Annotated in this window: 14 protein-coding genes; 4 read left to right on the forward strand and 10 right to left on the reverse strand. The window is 52.1% G+C overall.

The features are described from left to right. Positions 1 to 162 precede the first annotated feature (162 nt). Complete coding sequence (locus tag BM030_RS09515) at positions 163 to 1,335, reverse strand: FecR family protein (RefSeq protein WP_090973357.1); 1,173 nt, start codon at positions 1,333 to 1,335, stop codon at positions 163 to 165. Between the two features lie 105 nt (positions 1,336 to 1,440). Beyond that, positions 1,441 to 2,049 carry an RNA polymerase sigma factor gene (locus BM030_RS09520; protein WP_211657566.1) on the reverse strand — a complete coding sequence of 203 codons (609 nt, stop codon included), beginning with the start codon at positions 2,047 to 2,049 and terminating at the stop codon, positions 1,441 to 1,443. Positions 2,050 to 2,435: 386 nt separating this feature from the next. Between BM030_RS09520 and BM030_RS09525 the strand changes: the two genes are divergently transcribed. After that, positions 2,436 to 2,765 (forward strand): hypothetical protein, encoded by a 330-nt coding sequence (locus tag BM030_RS09525; protein ID WP_090973359.1) that lies wholly within the window; start codon positions 2,436 to 2,438, stop codon positions 2,763 to 2,765. 4 nt (positions 2,766 to 2,769) lie between these two features. Here the strand turns inward: BM030_RS09525 and dinB are convergent, their stop codons facing one another. The 3 genes from dinB to BM030_RS09540 are packed head-to-tail and all read right to left on the reverse strand — an operon-like array spanning position 2,770 to position 6,269. Further along, positions 2,770 to 3,867 carry a DNA polymerase IV gene (gene dinB, locus BM030_RS09530; protein WP_090973360.1) on the reverse strand — a complete coding sequence of 366 codons (1,098 nt, stop codon included), beginning with the start codon at positions 3,865 to 3,867 and terminating at the stop codon, positions 2,770 to 2,772. A gap of 15 nt (positions 3,868 to 3,882) precedes the next feature. Beyond that, positions 3,883 to 4,512: a gluconate 2-dehydrogenase subunit 3 family protein gene (locus tag BM030_RS09535; protein ID WP_090973361.1), complete on the reverse strand. Its 630-nt coding sequence runs from the start codon at positions 4,510 to 4,512 to the stop codon at positions 3,883 to 3,885. A 20-nt stretch (positions 4,513 to 4,532) separates the two neighbouring features. Then, positions 4,533 to 6,269: a GMC family oxidoreductase gene (locus BM030_RS09540; RefSeq protein WP_090973362.1), complete on the reverse strand. Its 1,737-nt coding sequence runs from the start codon at positions 6,267 to 6,269 to the stop codon at positions 4,533 to 4,535. Between the two features lie 185 nt (positions 6,270 to 6,454). Between BM030_RS09540 and BM030_RS09545 the strand changes: the two genes are divergently transcribed. After that, positions 6,455 to 7,063 carry an alpha-ketoglutarate-dependent dioxygenase AlkB family protein gene (locus BM030_RS09545; RefSeq protein ID WP_090973363.1) on the forward strand — a complete coding sequence of 203 codons (609 nt, stop codon included), beginning with the start codon at positions 6,455 to 6,457 and terminating at the stop codon, positions 7,061 to 7,063. A gap of 24 nt (positions 7,064 to 7,087) precedes the next feature. Here BM030_RS09545 and BM030_RS09550 read toward each other — a convergent pair whose 3' ends face one another. The 4 genes from BM030_RS09550 to BM030_RS09565 all read right to left on the reverse strand — a co-directional run bounded on the left by BM030_RS09550 (position 7,088) and on the right by BM030_RS09565 (position 10,356). Further along, complete coding sequence (locus BM030_RS09550; protein ID WP_090973364.1) at positions 7,088 to 7,675, reverse strand: non-canonical purine NTP diphosphatase; 588 nt, start codon at positions 7,673 to 7,675, stop codon at positions 7,088 to 7,090. Further along, positions 7,672 to 8,214, reverse strand: a complete 543-nt coding sequence (locus BM030_RS09555) for a hypothetical protein (RefSeq protein ID WP_090973365.1) — start codon at positions 8,212 to 8,214, stop codon at positions 7,672 to 7,674. The genes BM030_RS09550 and BM030_RS09555 overlap by 4 nt, the downstream gene beginning before the upstream one ends. 1 nt (position 8,215) lies before the next feature. Then, a complete protein-coding gene (locus BM030_RS09560; RefSeq protein ID WP_090973366.1) occupies positions 8,216 to 9,196 on the reverse strand; it encodes a deoxyhypusine synthase family protein in 981 nt (326 codons plus the stop codon). A 62-nt stretch (positions 9,197 to 9,258) separates the two neighbouring features. Then, positions 9,259 to 10,356 (reverse strand): mandelate racemase/muconate lactonizing enzyme family protein, encoded by a 1,098-nt coding sequence (locus BM030_RS09565; protein WP_090973367.1) that lies wholly within the window; start codon positions 10,354 to 10,356, stop codon positions 9,259 to 9,261. Positions 10,357 to 10,591: 235 nt separating this feature from the next. Here BM030_RS09565 and gltB point away from each other — a divergent pair, with 235 nt between their 5' ends. Both gltB and BM030_RS09575 read left to right on the forward strand, forming a co-directional pair. Beyond that, entirely contained in the window at positions 10,592 to 15,106 is a 4,515-nt protein-coding gene (gene gltB / locus BM030_RS09570; RefSeq protein ID WP_090973368.1) for a glutamate synthase large subunit, read from the forward strand. 24 nt (positions 15,107 to 15,130) lie between these two features. Continuing rightward, positions 15,131 to 16,597 (forward strand): glutamate synthase subunit beta, encoded by a 1,467-nt coding sequence (locus BM030_RS09575; RefSeq protein ID WP_090973369.1) that lies wholly within the window; start codon positions 15,131 to 15,133, stop codon positions 16,595 to 16,597. A gap of 79 nt (positions 16,598 to 16,676) precedes the next feature. Here the strand turns inward: BM030_RS09575 and BM030_RS09580 are convergent, their stop codons facing one another. Beyond that, positions 16,677 to 17,777 carry an LptF/LptG family permease gene (locus BM030_RS09580; RefSeq protein ID WP_090973370.1) on the reverse strand — a complete coding sequence of 367 codons (1,101 nt, stop codon included), beginning with the start codon at positions 17,775 to 17,777 and terminating at the stop codon, positions 16,677 to 16,679. Position 17,778: the final 1 nt, after the last annotated feature.

Consider the following 17,778-nt stretch of genomic DNA (forward strand, 5'->3'; position numbering starts at 1 on the left):
ATGCGCCAGCATTGAAATCTGGTTAAATTTCATACATTTGTTTACGTTTGGGTAAAAGTTAAAAACTGTTCAATCTCTAATTAGCTCAGGCCCAACGCTATCTGGCCGAAGGTATTGGCGTACCTTTGGCCTTTTTCGTTGATGTAATAGATATGTATAGTTTCAATCCATAACAACTACCTCCTTTTCTGTTATCTTGAATTTGATTTTACCGGTAGACTCCAGCATCTGCAGCACGGCAGAAAGTTTCCTGCTGCGGGATATCATCCCGCCGAATGTCCCCTTATTGGCCAGATCGGTTTGATAGACAACTTCCACGTCGTACCATCGGGCGATAACATCCATGATTTCGGGCAGCGTTTCGCCGTCGAAATAAAAATCGCCGTTTCGCCACGCCGTGGCTTTGGCTAAATCGGCATTGCCCCTGCCAATCACATTTGGCACATCAGGTTCGACCTGAGCAAACTCTCCCGGTTTCAGGGTCACCTTACCCGCGGGATTACGGGCCAAACTCACATTCACTGAACCTGACACCAATACAGTTTTGGTGCTTCTACCTCCCGGATAAGCATTCACATTGAACTCCGTACCCAAAACTTCTACCAATTGCTCCCCAACATGCACCCTAAACGGCCGATTCTCATCCCGCGTTACATCAAAATAGGCTTCACCAACGACCGTTACCTCCCGCACATCATCAAAACGAACGGGATAGGTAATGCGAGAATCCGAATTGAGCCAAACCAACGTACCATCGGGTAATGTAAGCTTGTATTGGCCACCCCGTGGAGTCAGCAGCGTATTGGTTGGACTTGGCGCGTCACCATCATTTGTATATTTGGCATCACTGGTCTTACCGATTTGGTAAACGAGGCCACTGTCTGCGGTCTGCCTAATTTCATAATTGTTATGGTTGATGATATTGCCTTCATAGCCGTCGCCTAACGGCACCTGCCTACCGTTTTCCAGTACTAACACCGCCTTATTGCCGCCTGGAGCGTGATCGTGCTGTACAAGTTTCTCGGCGCTCACGTAAGGTCCGGCAACAAAATACAGGGCAACAGCCACAAAGGCCAAAACCACGCTGGCAGCAGCCCAATACCATGCTGGTGCAACGCGTCGTTGCCGCCGGATTGATCCTTGAACATAGGTTTCCAGTTGATCCCCTAAGCGTTCCTCAAGCGCAGCCAACTCGCTGTCAAACGAGTCGACAGATATATCCGAACGGTATTGATGAAACCATCTATATAGCAGTATTTCTTCTTCAGGAGAAATACGCCCATTCCGGAATTTATCCAAAAGCTGTCTTGCTTCTTCTATACGCTTGGGTTCCATCCAGTCTCAGTTAACTTTGGCAGTTAGTTAAGGTTAAGACACCTGAACGATAAAAACTGGGTACTCCAAAATAAAAAAAATTATATTCCCGGGAAATAACCGCTTTTAGCCCGCAGCAAACAGGAAAAGGTATAAGATAAGGACGGTAAACCTTATTTTACTCCGCAAAATCCGCAATGCGCGCTTCATGTGCGTTGCAACGGTATGTTCGGAGATCTCCATTTGCTGGGAAATCTCTTTATTGGAAAAACCATGGTGCAACCTCAATTCGATAGCCTCACGCATTTTCGGCGGGAGCGCCCCAACTTCTTTTGCGATGATGGCGTTGAACTCCGCGTCCAGGATTTTACTGTCTGCGCTTTTGGGGGCTGTTTCCATAAAATCGAGGAGGGAATGGAGGTGTGCTTCAGTTACTTTTTGGTGGCGGAAAACATTTAGGCAGCGGTTCAACGCCTGCCGATACAAATAGGCCGAAAGCGACGACTGGATTTCCAGCGTGGTGCGGGAATCCCAAAGTTTTGTAAAAATATCATGGACAATATCTCTTGAGCCATCTAAATCTCCCAGTTTCTTGAAAACATAACGGATTAAACCAGGGGACAACAAGGAATAAATTGCTGAAAACGCCGATTCATCACCTAATTTCAGCTTATCCACTAATATTTTCTCCTCATTTACGTCATACAACGACATCTTAAGCCTTTCAACAAACAAACTTAGCTAGGTTAACCTATATATACAAGCAACAACAAGTATTCAGCTAACTCTTCAATGACAAATATCAAAAAAATAACCCCGGTCCTTTATTGTAGTAAGCAACGGACCGGGGTTAAACATCTTCTCATGAAAAGACGCGCCCCTTTTGGGGATTCAGGGGCTTTCAACCTAAACCTGAGACTAAGATAGGCAATGAAATTGAATTCATCAAGAACTTCTACGATATCATGGAAAAATAAAAAAATCGTGTGACGCTGAAATCGAATGGTTCCGCCGCATTGCAGTACGGTTTAACGGGCAAAACCCCCGCTATTTTGGGCCAACCGAAAACAATTTGCCTCATCCGTTGTTAACGATTTGCATACACGTTAAAACAGCGAAATATGAAGGCAAAAATCTATGCGTTATTGACAGTAACAGCACTGGCATTCACATTTACATCGCCGGTAGCTGCCAAGGGAACCGATGAAGGCCCCAGAAAGAAGACGGAGCTGACCGAAGAAGAGGTAGCCGCTAAACTGGAAGAAATGCGGGCCCGGGTGGCCGAAATCAAAGCCATGGACAAGTCTGAGCTCAGCAAAACGGAACGCCGGGCGCTGAAAAAAGAACTCCGGGAAATGAACAAACAGGCCAGGGCCATGGGATCGGGCGGTGTTTATCTTTCTGTGGGTGCCATCATCATCATCATTCTGGTATTGATATTGATTCTTTAGTCGCTTAAAACAGCTTCAGTTGCACATCCCTCGCCCCTGATGCAATATCCTGCACTGCCGCGGGGGTTTCCATATTGGAAACCCCCACACCGAGCAGACGGACGCGCTTGCCGCTCAGGTCGGTTCTTTCAAGAATCTGCATGGCCGCATGCAGCAAGCGCTGCTCTTCATTAATCGGTTCAGGAAATGATTGGCTACGGGTGATGATGGTGAAATCATGGAACTTGAATTTGACAGTGACCGTACGTCCGCGTAGTTGGGCTTTGCGCAGCCGGGAAACTAACCTAACGACCAGTTTTCCAAGTTCACCGCGCATTTCTTCGGGCATGGTGAGATCTTCTTGATAAGTGTCCTCAACACTCAATGATTTGGCGGCGCGGTGTGGCTGCACTTCGCGGCGGTCTATCCCCCTTACAATCTGGTAATAGAACTTCCCCGTCTTGCCGAAACGCTGCACCATGGCCGCTTCTGACAGCTCCTTGAGGTCGGCCCCGGTGTGGAACCCCATGGATTTCATCTTTGCTGCCGTGACCTTACCGACACCGAAGAACTTCTCCACGGGCAATTGTTCCATAAAAGCCTCAATTTTTGATGGCCCGATAAAGGTAAGTCCATCAGGCTTATTCATGTCGGATGCAATCTTGGCTACAAATTTGTTGACGGAAACGCCTGCCGATGCGGTAAGTTGCAGTTCGTCGCGGATGGCCTGCTTAATGTGCTTGGCAATAGAGATGGCCGAACCTATCCCCTGCTTGTCATGCGTAACGTCAAGATAAGCTTCATCAAGCGAAAGGGGCTCGATAATATCGGTATAGCGGCGGAAGATTTCGCGGATTTGGCGGGACACGGCTTTGTATGCGTCAAAACGTGGGTAAACGAATATCGCTGCTGGGCAAAGCCGCTGCGCGGTCCGCGAGGGCATGGCCGACCGTATCCCGTACTTACGGGCCTCATAGCTTGCCGTGGCTACCACGCCGCCGCGCCCCTCGGGCGGGCCACCCACAACCAGCGGCTTGCCGCGGTATTCTGGGAAATCGCGCTGCTCTACCGAGGCGTAAAATGCATCCATATCGATGTGAATGATTTTACGGTGTTCTGCCATCCTGTTGAAGCTTCGTTAACCCCAGCCGTCCTTAAACCCATGTGCCTGCAATACGTCCTGCGGCACGCCATCCCACACACCGGGGCGGTTGCCCACATAACCGATGTCTTTTACCCCCATTTCGCTGGTAAAGAACCCGGAGGCCGTGAGGTTACGCATGAGGCTGAAAAATGCGACACCGGGTTCCATTCCGGGTTTGGCTTTGGCGGGGTAGGCAATCTCGTCCACCAGCGCCAGTTGCTCTTGCTCTTCACATTCGGCAAACACGGCGCCATACCGCCGCTGGCTCTGCACATCCAGCCATTTCAATCCGCCACGCAGGGGCGTTTGGTATCCCGGGATGTCTTTGGCCATAAATTCAATGAACTCCGGCACGCCCGCATCTGCGGCGCTGCCTGACACCTCGTCGGCCGGGATGATGATAGCTGCAAGTACCGAAATGGTCTTTAGCTCATGTGCGGTAAAAAACTGTTCACTGTCCAGACGGCTGTTCCGTTCGTGTTCGGTATCTGTGACACCGGGCAGCTTTTCCCGCTCATTGATAGCTTTCTTTGCTTCCGGGCTGGGCCTGCATGCGTCCACAGCCAATAGGGTGCTGCCAGCCGCTGCCAGCCCTAACGCCTTTATCGAGTCTCTCCTATTCATGTCCTTAACTGGTTGTTTCGTTAAACATTGAGCTTATTCCGTTGCTGAAGGATGTATTCGGCTGTGCGCATGGACAGTGCCAGGATGGTCCATGTCAGGTTCTTGTCGCCCTGCTGGACAAAAGGTCCGGCATCTACTACAAATAAATTGCGGCAGTCGTGCGACTGGCACCAGCGGTTAAGTACCGACTTTTTGGGGTCATCGCCCATGCGCGTGGTGCCCCCTTCGTGGATGATTTTGCCGGGGGCTTCCAGCCCATACAGCGTTTCAGGTCCCGGCATCGGGGAAGTGGCAATGGCTCCCATCCCATGCAGGATTTCCCTGAAGGTCTCCTGCATGTGCTTGGCCTGCTCCACCTCTTCGTTGGCCCACTTATAATGGAAACGCAGTACCGGAATTCCATATTTATCTACCCTTGCCGGGTCTATTTCACAGTAATTGTCGTAGCTCGCCAGGGCGGTACCGCGGCCAGCCATGCCGACGCTGGCACCATAGAAGCGCCGGTAATCGTCCTTCAGCGAAGCCCCATAGCCGCCCTGCTCCCGCGACTGTCCGTCTTTAGTGGGCACCAGGTGGTTAACGCGTGGCACCCAGTCCAGAAAGCCGTAAGACGGCATGTGGAGGCCGCCACCGTACTCAATATGGTAGCCGCGCGGGAAACTGAGTTTACGGTTGCCTAACCACCAAGGCGAGTAAATGTGCACACTTCCCACGCCGTCTTCGTTATACCGCTTTCTGTCAAGCAACTGGGGCAAAAAACCTCCCGCGCTTGCTCCCGTGGAGTCGTGAAGGTAACGCCCCACCAAGCCGCTGCTATTGCCCAAGCCGCCGGGATGCACGGCCGATTTCGAATTGAGCATCAGGCGCGCACTTTCACATGCACTGGCGCCCAGCACCACTATTTTGCCTCTCACGGTATACTCCTGCAGGTCCCGCGTGTTCACATAGGAAACACCCGTAGCCAGTCCTTCATCATTGGTAAGCACTTCACGGACCATCGCATGGTCAATCAGCTCCAGGTTGCCTGTACGCATCGCGGGCATCACCAAGCACGACGAAGAAGAAAAATCACCGTATACCCGGCATCCCCGGCCACACTGCCCGCAAAAGAAACAGGTGCCCCGTCCCTCCACGCCCGGCAGTGCTTCGGTCAGCACCGAACCCCTCCCCGGGATAACCGGCACCCCCGCTTTCTGCGCACCGCGTTTGATATACAGCTCATTCAGCCGGGGTTTAGGTGGTTTTAAGAAAATACCGTCCGGTTCATTGGGCAACCCCTCCACGGTGCCATAGATGCCAATCATCCGATCTACACGATCATAGTAGGGTTTTACTTCTTCATAGGTAATGGGCCAAGCGTCGGTTACCCCGTCTTTCGGCTTAAAGTCATCGGGCCCCATCCGCAGCGAGATGCGCCCCCAATGATTGGTGCGCCCGCCCAGCATCCGTGCCCTGAACCATTCAAATGCGGTGCCCGCAGCACGGGTATACGGCTCGCCCTCCAGCTCCCACCCGCCATAGGCGGCATCAAAATCGCCGAAAGGGCGCACCGTACCGGCACCGCGGCGGGGCGACTCCCACGGCCACCGCAGTTGCATGGCATCCTTCGCAGGGTCAAAGAAGGGGCCCGCCTCCAGCATCAACACCTTTAAGCCGGCGTTGGCAAGCACATAACCCGCCATGCCGCCCCCGGCACCGGAGCCCACAACAATGGCGTCATATAGCTCCGGATTTTCCTTAATCTGATAGGAAATCATTCGTTTCGTTTATTTGGTTGTCCTATATGTTGTTTACGTTCCAAACTTAGATAAAGCTGCAAGTCTCTCCGCTAACGCTGAGTGGCAATTTTCATAGCGGAAATATAAGACATTAATCCCAACTAAAAAAAAGTTACTAAAACGTTTAACGCAGCAACAAACTCCGAATTTCATTAAATTCGCGGATGGACTTATTTAATGACGAAGCAGATAGCACCGTCAATGTTTTGCCCAAAGATGGCATTGTAAATTACTACGGGAGTATACTGCCGCTACCGGAAGCCAGCCACTACTTGCAACGGCTGCTGGCGATCGTCCCGTGGAGGCCAGACGAGGCCTTCATCTTCGGCAAACATTACATTACAAAAAGAAAAGTAGCTTGGTATGCCGATGAACCTTACGAATACAGGTATTCCAACATCAGCAAACGGGCGCTGGAATGGATTCCCGAGTTACTGGAGCTGCGCGCGCGGGTAATGCAGTACACCGGCGAACGGTTCAATTCCTGCCTGCTGAACCTCTACCCCACGGGTAATGAAGGCATGGCCTGGCACAGCGACGATGAAAAAGACCTGAAGAAAGATGGAGCGATTGCCTCGCTGAGCCTGGGCGCAACACGCAAATTTGCCTTCCGCCATAAACAAACGAAAGAAACGGTATCGGTTATGCTGCCCCACGGCAGCCTGTTGGTCATGAAGGGCACCACGCAAACCTATTGGCTCCACCGCCTGCCGCCCACTAAACGGGTGACACAGCCTCGGATAAACCTTACGTTCCGGACCATGGTCCGCTGATTGCGGCCTGCGTTTTTGTACCCCCTATCCGGCTTGGTACCTGACTTTCAAAAAAGCTGTTAGCTTCTCCACCGCAATAGCGCGGTGGCTGATGGCGTTTTTTTCGGCTGCGGTCATTTCGGCGAACGTTTGGTCATACCCGTTCGGCGTGAACAAGGGGTCGTAACCGAAACCACCCGTGCCCTGCCTTCCGTAACCGATAACCCCTTCTACAGCCCCCTCAAAAAGGAATTCCTCCCGGCCCAGCCGCAGGGAAATGACCGTACGGAAACGGGCTTTCCGGTTGGGATGGTTGCCCAGCTTGCTAAGTAGCAAATCGATATTCTTCTCCATGTCGCGCGTGCCGGAGTAACGCGCAGAATAGACCCCCGGCTCGTTGTTGAGTGCCTCAACCTCCAAGCCCGAATCATCGGCGAAACAATCGTATCCATACCGTTCTTTAAGGTAGGCGCTTTTCTGGGAGGCGTTCGCCTCAAACGTATCGCCGGTTTCCGGGATATCTTCCGTGCAGCCAATATCGGCAAGGGTAAGCAGACGGATATTATCGCCTACCATTGCCTGCACTTCCTCAAGTTTATGCGCGTTATTGGTGGCAAAGACCAATTCAATCATATCAGTAATGTTTTTACAGTGCTCCAAAACAGCCGCTTCTTTTCGGCATCGGCCAGCATTTCATCAAACGAGAAGGTGTGGAAAACCGTAATGCCGTGATAGGTCAGCACGGTGTTGGGGGCAGGGGTCCCCAACCCCTCCCAAGGCAACGGCACGCCGAGCGAAACCATGATTCTCGGACTGAAAAAGGTGAAAATATCGTCTTGCTTTGGAGACGTGGAAAGCCTGCCGAGGTTCACTAACGCAATATCATCCACCGTCAGTTTCAAGGCAGCCAGTGTCTTCGCCAACGCGTCCAGCGCCGGTGAAGACAGCCATTCGTGCTGCGGTTCGCTGGCCAAAAACAGGTAGTTCCGCCCGTTTTTGCCATAAAACGGAAACTTCGGCGCCACAGCTTCCGCCGCCGGTGCAACCGGAGCAACGGCTAATCCATCACCGGTTTCCTTCACCGGGGCTTCTTCGCTTATACCGAAGAGCGTCTCCGTCATCAGGTAGCGCAGCGCTGCAGGGTCGGTGGTCTGGATGCTCGACATGGCCATGCTATTGTCCCAATACCCAGGCGAATATCAACGGCGCCACGATGGTGGCATCCGATTCAACAATGAATTTAGGGGTATGAATATCCAGTTTCCCCCAGGTGATTTTCTCATTCGGCACGGCTCCGGAATAAGAACCATAAGAGGTGGTGGAATCCGAAATCTGGCAGAAATAGCTCCAAAACGGAATGTTTTCCATCTCCATGTCCTGATAAAGCATGGGTACCACACAGATGGGGAAGTCGCCCGCGATGCCGCCGCCAATCTGGAAGAAGCCCACGCCTTTCCCTTCGGAATTCTTAACGTACCAATCCGCAAGGTAAGTCATGTATTCAATACCGCTTTTCATGGTCGATGCTTTCAGCTCTCCCTTGATGACATACGAGGCAAAGATGTTGCCCATGGTGCTGTCTTCCCAGCCAGGTACCACGATGGGAAGATTCTTCTCCGCTGCGGCCAGCATCCAGGAATTTTTAGGGTCAATTTCGTAATACTGTTCCAGCACACCACTATTGAGCATTTTGTACATGTATTCGTGCGGGAAATAACGCTCACCGGCGTCTTCTGCTTCTTTCCATATCTTATATATATGTTGCTGAATGCGGCGGAACGCTTCTTCTTCCGGAATACAGGTGTCCGTAACCCGGTTATAATGGTTTTCCAGCAACTCCCACTCATCCTGCGGACTCAGATCGCGGTAATTCGGCACCCGCTTGTAATGCGAATGTGCAACCAGGTTCATGATATCTTCTTCGAGGTTAGCTCCCGTACAACTGATGATAGCCACTTTATCCTGACGGATCATCTCGGCCAGCGAAATGCCCAGCTCGGCTGTACTCATGGCTCCGGCCAGCGTAATCATCATTTTTCCTCCGGCATCGAGGTGGGTCTCATAGCCCTTTGCTGCATCCACCAGGGCGGCAGCGTTGAAGTGCAGGTAGTTCTTTTCGATAAACTGGGAAATAGGACCTCTTGTTTTGCTCATCTCTTTTTCTGTGCTTGGTTTCGCTTACAAAGGTAACGTTTTCCACAGGAAGTTGGAAGTGGTTATACCTCCCAGCGTTCGCAGGTCTGCAAGAAAGCCTCATCAGCATCAGCGCCGATGCCAGAGGTATAAGGCAAGGAAAGGTGGAACCCTTCGTACCGTACACCGCCAACCACGGGGTCTGCCCGATGCCCAATCATACAGGTATCCAGGTCAAAAAATTGCACATTGGGTGCCGCGTATGCAAAATGGGCTTTGGCCGACAGGGCAAGACGGGTTTCCAGCATGCCGCCAATCATGCAGGGAATGCCGTATTCCGCCGCGGTTTGCTGGATGCGAAGGGCTTCAGCGATGCCGCCGGATTTGGAAAATTTGATATTGATGGAATCACAGGCACCCTGCGATGCCAACCGGGCGGCATCGCGATGGTCATAGCAGCTTTCATCGGCCATAAGCGGAATGGTGGTCTCTTGGCGGAGCTGCGGAAGCAAGTGGTCGTTATAGCTGCGCATGGGCTGTTCACAGAACTGGATGCCAAATGGCTCCAACCCCCGCAGGGCCGCCACGGCGGCGTCGTAATCCCAGCCCTGATTGGCATCGATGCGGATAAGGAGGTCTGAACCTACGGCGTCACGGATGGCCTTGATGCGGGCGACATCAGATTCGGGGGCCTTGCCCAGCTTTACCTTGACCATCGTTGCACCCCGCTCGCGGTATGCCAAAGCCTTGGCAGCCATTTCCTCCGGCGTGCCAATCCCCACCGTAATATCGGTAACAATATCGCGAACGGCGCCGCCAAGGTATTTATAGAGCGGCACACTGGCGTGCTTGGCCGCCAGGTCGTGCAACGCAATATCAAAGGCGCTTTTAGCCGTGGCGTTCCGGGCGATGAAGGTGTCAAGTTCGGCAAGCCGTTCATCAATGGCCAGCGGGTCCTTACCTTTCCAAAGCCGGGCAAAATCACGGGCAACGGCCAAACAGGTGTCCTGCGTTTCGCCCACAATCATCGGGAACGCGGAACATTCGCCCACACCATAAATCCCGGTATCGGTGTGTATACGGACAAGCATGTTCTGTGCGTAATCCATGGTCCCCGTGGCTATCACAAACGGCTCCATCGGGATGCTGAAACGGTAAATCTCGGTGTGGGTGATTTTCATATTCTTTAATGTTTTCGGCCCCGAAATTAATGTTTTTTAATGAACTACCTACGGATACAAGAAAAGAGGTGTATTTATAAAGTCGGCAACCCAGCCGGTTGTTTATTATCAATTTATCAAAAATAAATCTATATAATAGTTAATTATCAACAAAAGAAATAAAAATTTGAAAAAAAATTAATCAAACCAGAAATTATTACTAATTTAGCAAATTGAATACAGCTAACTAAATAGAATGACTGCTATATTGAGACAACAGGAGGGGCTTTATCAAGCTGATTTTGAACGCGATGCATGTGGCGTAGGCTTTATAGCCAACATCAAGGGCAATAAAACGCACCGGCAGGTCAGAGACGCACTCACCATGCTGGAAAACATGGAACACCGCGGCGCCTGCGGTTGTGATCCGGAGAGTGGAGACGGCGCGGGGATTATGCTCCAATTACCCCATGAGTTCCTTTGGGAAGAATGCATCGCATTGGGCATACAGCTCAGCGAACCGGGATATTACGGCACGGGCATGGCCTTTTTGCCGAAAAAGGCAGAAGCCAATAAACGTTGCCGCGAGATTATCCAGCAGGCAACGGAAGACCGTGGAATGAAATTCCTGGGCTTCAGGCGTGTGCCGGTTAACCCGGAAGGCATCGGCAGCACCGCATTGGGGGTGGAGCCGGAAATCGTACAGTTCTTTGTGTCGCGCCCGGCGGGCGTGACCAATACGACGGATTTTGAACGTAAACTATTTGTGCTGCGGCGGCTGATCGCCAAAATGGTACGGGAAACCAGCGAATTTGCCGACGAACTGTATATCGCCTCGTTATCCTGCAAAGTCATTGTATATAAAGGCCAGCTGACCACGTATCAGGTAGGTACTTATTTCCCTGACCTTGCGGACGAACGGGTTGTATCGGCTTTCGGCCTGGTGCATTCCCGTTTCTCTACCAATACGTTTCCGTCATGGCAGTTGGCACAACCTTTCCGCATGCTGGCACACAACGGTGAAATCAATACACTGACGGGAAATCTTAACTGGTTCTATGCAGGATTGCGATCATTGTCTTCGCCGTATTTCACGGAAGAAGAACTGCAGATATTATTGCCCGTGGTGGACGGGCACCAGTCCGACTCGGCGTGTTTGGATAACGTGGCTGAACTGTTGCTCCACAGCGGGCGGAGCATTGCACACGTCATGCTGATGATGGTTCCCGAAGCATGGGATGGCAACACCCAGATGGATCCGCTGAAAAAAGCGTTCTACGAATACCACGCAACATTAATGGAACCCTGGGATGGCCCGGCGGCGCTCTGCTTCACCGACGGCACAACCATTGGTGCCATGCTCGACCGTAACGGTCTGCGGCCGCTGCGCTTCGCCGTGACATCTGACGACCGTATCATCGTGGCGTCCGAGGCGGGGGCCTTACCCGTGGATGAAAGCCTGATCATCAAAAAGGGCCGCCAGCAGCCGGGTAAAATCCTGCTCATCGACATGGAAAAGGGTGAAATTTTATCGGACGAGCAGGTGAAGAACGAACTCGCCCGCAAACAACCTTATGGCGACTGGCTGAACCAGTATAAAATCCGTATGGAAGAGCTGGCCGAACCGCGGGTGACGTTTACCTACCTCTCCAAAGATTCGGTTTTTAAATACCAACAGATATTCGGCTATTCACGGGAAGATGTAGAAGGCATCATCACTCCCATGGCCCTTGACGGCAAGGAACCTGTGGGCTCCATGGGTACCGATGTGCCGCTGGCCGTGCTTTCCAATCACCCGCAGCACCTATCAAGTTATTTCAAACAATTTTTTGCTCAGGTGACCAACCCGCCCATCGATCCCATCCGGGAGCGCCTGGTGATGAGTCTGGCCACGTTTATCGGCAATGCAGGCAATATACTGGATGAAGACAAGATGCATTGCCATTGCGTGGCGCTGGAGCATCCTATACTCACCAGCCGCGAGCTGGAAAAATTGCGCAGCATCGATACAGGCATATTCCAAGCGAAAACGCTGCAATGCTATTTTAACGCCTCCGGCGAGCCGGGCGCCCTTGAAGACGGGCTGCAACGCCTCTGCCGTTATGCGGAAGACGCGGTGCGGGACGGTTTCGAGGTGATCATCCTTTCTGACCGTGCCATTGATTCGCAACACGCAGCCATCCCCTCGCTACTCGCGGTATCGGCCGTGCACCACCACCTCATTAAAACCGGTCACCGCGGTGCCGTGGGTCTGGTGGTAGAAGGCGGCGATGTATGGGAAGTCCATCACTTCGCATGCTTACTGGCCTTCGGTGCTACGGCTATCAACCCGTACATGGCGCTGGCCTCCATCCGTACGCTCAAAGAACAGGGCGTTTTGGACACGGAGCTGACATGGCCGCAGTTGGCCAAAAATTACGTGAAGGCCGTATGTGGCGGATTGCTCAAAATCTTCTCCAAGATGGGAATCTCCACGTTACAGTCTTACCATGGCGCCCAAATATTTGAAGTACTCGGCATCAACAAGGACGTGGTAGACAAGTATTTCTGCGGCGCGGTTTCCCGCATTGGCGGCCTGGATCTGGACGATATCGCCCGGGAGGTGCTGAGCAAACACAACCGCGGGTTCACCAGTTCCCGCAACACCAAAGATTTATTGCCGGAAGGCGGCATCTATCAATGGAAGCGGAGGGGCGAAGCGCATTTGTTTAACCCGCAGACGGTGCACCTCTTGCAACAGGCATGCCGCACGGGTGACTATGAGACTTATAAAAAATACGCTTCACTTATCAATAATCAAGATGAACGCCGCTATACGCTGCGCGGGCTGCTCGATTTCGCCCGGCACCGGACACCTATCCCGCTCAGCGAAGTGGAACCCGCCGAAAATATCATGAAGCGTTTCGCTACAGGCGCTATGTCTTTTGGCTCCATCTCGCATGAGGCACATAGCACGCTGGCCATTGCCATGAACCGCATCGGCGGCAAGAGCAATACCGGCGAAGGTGGTGAGGATGAAATCCGTTATAAGCCGCTTCCCAATGGCGACTCCATGCGATCGGCCATCAAGCAGGTGGCTTCCGGCCGTTTCGGCGTAACGTCAAACTACCTTACGCAAGCCGATGAACTGCAAATAAAAATGGCACAGGGAGCCAAACCTGGCGAAGGTGGGCAGTTGCCCGGTCATAAGGTGGACGAATGGATTGCCAAGGTGCGGCATTCAACACCGGGCGTGGGACTGATTTCCCCTCCCCCACACCATGACATCTATTCCATTGAGGATTTGGCCCAGCTTATTTTTGACTTGAAAAATGCCAACCGTGAAGCTCGGATAAACGTGAAACTGGTATCCAAAGCCGGGGTAGGCACCATTGCCGCCGGTGTGGCCAAAGCTCACGCAGACGTGATTCTGATTGCAGGGTATGATGGTGGAACCGGCGCTTCGCCCATCAGTTCCATCAAACACGCCGGATTACCCTGGGAACTCGGCTTGGCTGAAACGCACCAAACACTGGTGAAGAACGGTTTACGGAGCCGCGTGGTCCTGCAAACTGATGGACAGCTCAAAACCGGCCGGGATCTGGCCATTGCAACGCTTCTGGGTGCCGAAGAATGGGGCGTAGCTACAGCTGCCCTCGTTGCCGGGGGATGCATCATGATGCGCAAATGCCATCTGAATACCTGTCCTGTGGGTGTAGCTACCCAGGATCCGGAGCTCCGCAAGCTATTTACCGGCAAACCGGAAGACATTGTTAACCTGTTCCGGTTCTTGGCAGAAGAATTGCGTGAAACCATGGCCGAACTGGGATTCCGCACCATCAATGAAATGGTGGGCCGGGCGCAATTTTTAAAGAAAAGGGAAAACATTGACCATTGGAAAATAAACAAACTCGATCTTTCCGGCATCCTCTATGTGGCGCATAGCACCAATGGCGATACGCTATACCAGACGCAACCGCAGGATCATGGATTGGACATGGTATTGGACTGGGGCCTGGTAACTCAAGCCCGCGCCGCATTGGAAAGCAAAACCCCCGTTTTCGGCACGTTCAATGTGAAGAATACCGACCGTACCATCGGCACGCTCCTGTCCAACGAAGTATCTAAGCGCTATGGATCGGAAGGGCTGCCAGATAACACCATCAACTATAAGTTCACCGGATCGGCCGGACAGAGCTTCGGTGCCTTTGCAGCGAAGGGCCTTTCGTTTGAACTTGAGGGAGAGGCCAATGATTACGTAGGCAAGGGACTTTCCGGTGCCCAGCTGGCCATCTACCCACCGGAATCAAGCAGCCGGATCGCACATGAAAACATCATCATCGGCAACGTTGCGTTGTATGGCGCAACATCAGGCCACCTTTTCGTATGCGGGCAGGCGGGCGAACGCTTCGCCGTGCGTAACTCGGGTGCAACGGCCGTGGTGGAAGGCGTAGGCGACCACGGCTGTGAGTACATGACCGGCGGACGCGCCCTGATATTGGGTGCTACCGGCCGCAATTTTGCAGCCGGCATGAGCGGTGGCATTGCGTGGGTTTACGATGCAGAAGGTACCTTCCGGGACAACTGCAACACCGAGATGGTCGATCTTGATCCGCTCGATGCTGAAGATGAAACAGCAATCATTGCCCTGCTAAAACGGCACATTCACCTTACCGGAAGCAAACGGGCCACCGATATCCTGCAAAACTGGAAAACGGAAAAAACCTGCTTCATCAAGGTGTTCCCCCGGGAGTACAAGAATGTACTGCGGAAAAAATTAGTAGAAGCTTAAACAACGATATAAAACAGCAAGAAGATGGGAAAACCAACAGGATTCAAGGAGTTTGAGCGGATGCTTCCGCAGAAGGACGCTGTTGCGAACCGGAAGAAAACATACAACGAATTTGTACAACCCTACAGTGACGACGAACTAAACAAACAGGCGGCCCGCTGCATGAACTGCGGCATACCGTTCTGCCACTCGGGCTGTCCGCTGGGCAATGTCATCCCCGAATTCAATGACGCGGTATATGACGGCAAATGGGAAGAAGCGTATCGCATACTGGCATCCACCAACAACTTCCCCGAGTTTACAGGAAGGATATGCCCCGCACCCTGTGAGTCGGCGTGTGTACTGGGCATCAACCGATCTCCCGTAGCCATTGAAGAGATTGAAAAACACATCATTGAAATTGCCTATAAACGTGAATACGTAAAGGCTCGTCCCACCCACTTAAAAACCGGAAAACGCGTAGCCGTGGTGGGCAGCGGCCCCGCTGGTCTGGCTGCGGCAGCACAACTGATTAAAGTGGGCCATGAAGTGACGGTATACGAACGTGACGATAAACCCGGAGGTTTGCTGCGCTACGGCATTCCGGATTTCAAGCTTGAAAAATGGGTGATAGACCGCCGGATCAAGGTAATGGAAGAAGATGGTGTTATTTTCCGGTGTAATGCCGAGGTAGGAAAAAACGTGCCTGCCAGCGAGCTCGAGGCATATGATGCCGTGGTATTGGCCGGAGGGTCAACGATTCCACGCAACCTTAATATCCCCGGACGGGAACTGAAAGGGGTGCACTTCGCCATGGAATTTTTGAAACAGCAGAATAAGCGGGTGGGCAACTCGGCGTTCGAAGAGGAAGACATCCTGGCCACCGGCAAAAATGTACTGGTTATTGGCGGGGGCGACACTGGATCGGACTGCGTGGGCACCTCCAACCGCCACGGTGCCAAATCGGTTACGCAGTTTGAACTGATGCCACAGCCGCCGAAAACACGCACGGATGCCATGCCTTGGCCGACCTACCCGATGCTGCTCAAAACGACCACTTCGCACGAGGAAGGTTGTGAGCGCTTCTGGAGCATCAGCACCAAAGAGTTTATCGGCGACGGGAACGGCAACCTCAAAGCTGCCCGCGTAGTCGACCTCGAATGGGAATGCGACCATCTGGGCCGTCCGTTGAAGTTCACCGAAGTTGCGGGGTCTGAACGGGAGATTCCTTGTGAACTGGCATTGCTGGCTATGGGGTTCTTGCACCCGCAGCACGATGGGCTGCTGCAGCAACTGGGCGTGGAGCTTGATGAACGCGGCAATGTACGTGCCAAGGAAGGCGAATACAAATCGTCGGCCGACCGGATTTTCGTTGCCGGTGATATGCGGCGCGGCCAGTCGCTCGTCGTATGGGCTATTTCCGAGGGGCGCGAATGCGCCCGGAAAGTGGACGAATACTTGATGGGATATTCTGAATTGGAAAGCAAGGATGCCCTCGTGGATTATGCATGAGTCCAACAGGCGCTTGATAAGCTCCAAGGCCATCGTTTTGGTCGGCATTGAAGCTTATCAAGCCTTTTGTTGGTTGCCGCTATTTGGGAGCCTTATGGAGCAGGTAGAAAGCCAGCGCTCCGAAAATGAGGTTGGGAATAAACACCGCGATGATGGGCGGCAGCCCGCCCTTTAGCGAAAACATGGTAGCAAATTGGATAAACACGATGTAGGTGAAGCTCAATCCGATGCCAATACCCAAGCTCAACCCGATACCCCCCCGAACTTTTTTGGAAGACAGGGCTACCCCCATCAGGGTAAGCACATAAGCCGCCAGGGGCGTCACAAAACGCTTGTATTTTTCCAGAAGCAAATCCGTCATCATCCCCGTACCCCGTATTTTCTCCTTCTCAATCCGCTCATTCAATTCGGTCATGTTCATGGCCGTAAAAATATTGTCGTATACCTCAAAATCACGGGGTGTCATGTCCAGCAACGTATCCATACTCGTCCCCTTGATCATTTCTTCGTCCAAGGAATCTATCTTCCGGATGGTGTAATTTTCAATACGCCAATGGTTCTTCACTGAATCCCATGCAATGCGATCAGCCATAAGCTTTTCAATCATCTCATTGCCATCGAACTTTTCCAGCACAAAATTATATCCTACTTTCCGGTTGTTATCGAAATTATCGATATACACATAACTGTCGTCATCAATCTGCATGTGGGTAGAACTTTTGGTATTGTTCTCCACAGGCTTCACGTAAACGCGCTCAAACCCGACTTTTAATTTATTGGTACGCGGAATAATGTATACACTGAACACGAAATTAAGCGCAAAAATAATGGTGGCCGCAACCATGTAAGGCCTTATAAAGCGGTTAAAGCTCATCCCCCCGCTCAGGATAGGGACAATCTCCGTCTGGTCCGCCATCTTGGCGGTGAAGAAAATAACCGCGATGAAATTGATCAACGGCGACAACATGTTCAGATAGAACGGAACGAACCCCGCGTAATATTCAAAGACAATTTTTGAAAGCGGGGCTTTGTATTTGAGAAAGTCATCCAGCCGTTCCGACACATCGAACACCACCGCTACCACCGTGAATATCCCCATGGTAAACACAAACGTGCTGAGGTATTTCTGGATGACATACCTATCAATAATCTTAAACGACGACTGCAACCACTCCTTCATC

The organism is Parapedobacter composti (assembly GCF_900112315.1).
Lineage (GTDB): Bacteria > Bacteroidota > Bacteroidia > Sphingobacteriales > Sphingobacteriaceae > Parapedobacter > Parapedobacter composti.

Excerpts from the sequence above, each read along its gene's own strand:
- dinB (WP_090973360.1), bottom strand. The coding sequence starts at position 3,867 with ATGGCAGAACACCGTAAAATCATTCACATCGATATGGATGCATTTTAC.
- BM030_RS09575 (WP_090973369.1), top strand. The coding sequence starts at position 15,131 with ATGGGAAAACCAACAGGATTCAAGGAGTTTGAGCGGATGCTTCCGCAG.
- BM030_RS09545 (WP_090973363.1), top strand. The coding sequence starts at position 6,455 with ATGGACTTATTTAATGACGAAGCAGATAGCACCGTCAATGTTTTGCCC.
- BM030_RS09535 (WP_090973361.1), bottom strand. The coding sequence starts at position 4,512 with ATGAATAGGAGAGACTCGATAAAGGCGTTAGGGCTGGCAGCGGCTGGC.
- gltB (WP_090973368.1), top strand. The coding sequence starts at position 10,592 with ATGACTGCTATATTGAGACAACAGGAGGGGCTTTATCAAGCTGATTTT.
- BM030_RS09580 (WP_090973370.1), bottom strand. The coding sequence starts at position 17,777 with ATGAAGGAGTGGTTGCAGTCGTCGTTTAAGATTATTGATAGGTATGTC.
- BM030_RS09565 (WP_090973367.1), bottom strand. The coding sequence starts at position 10,356 with ATGAAAATCACCCACACCGAGATTTACCGTTTCAGCATCCCGATGGAG.
- BM030_RS09525 (WP_090973359.1), top strand. The coding sequence starts at position 2,436 with ATGAAGGCAAAAATCTATGCGTTATTGACAGTAACAGCACTGGCATTC.
- BM030_RS09560 (WP_090973366.1), bottom strand. The coding sequence starts at position 9,196 with ATGAGCAAAACAAGAGGTCCTATTTCCCAGTTTATCGAAAAGAACTAC.
- BM030_RS09550 (WP_090973364.1), bottom strand. The coding sequence starts at position 7,675 with ATGATTGAATTGGTCTTTGCCACCAATAACGCGCATAAACTTGAGGAA.
- BM030_RS09555 (WP_090973365.1), bottom strand. The coding sequence starts at position 8,214 with ATGGCCATGTCGAGCATCCAGACCACCGACCCTGCAGCGCTGCGCTAC.
- BM030_RS09540 (WP_090973362.1), bottom strand. The coding sequence starts at position 6,269 with ATGATTTCCTATCAGATTAAGGAAAATCCGGAGCTATATGACGCCATT.
- BM030_RS09515 (WP_090973357.1), bottom strand. The coding sequence starts at position 1,335 with ATGGAACCCAAGCGTATAGAAGAAGCAAGACAGCTTTTGGATAAATTC.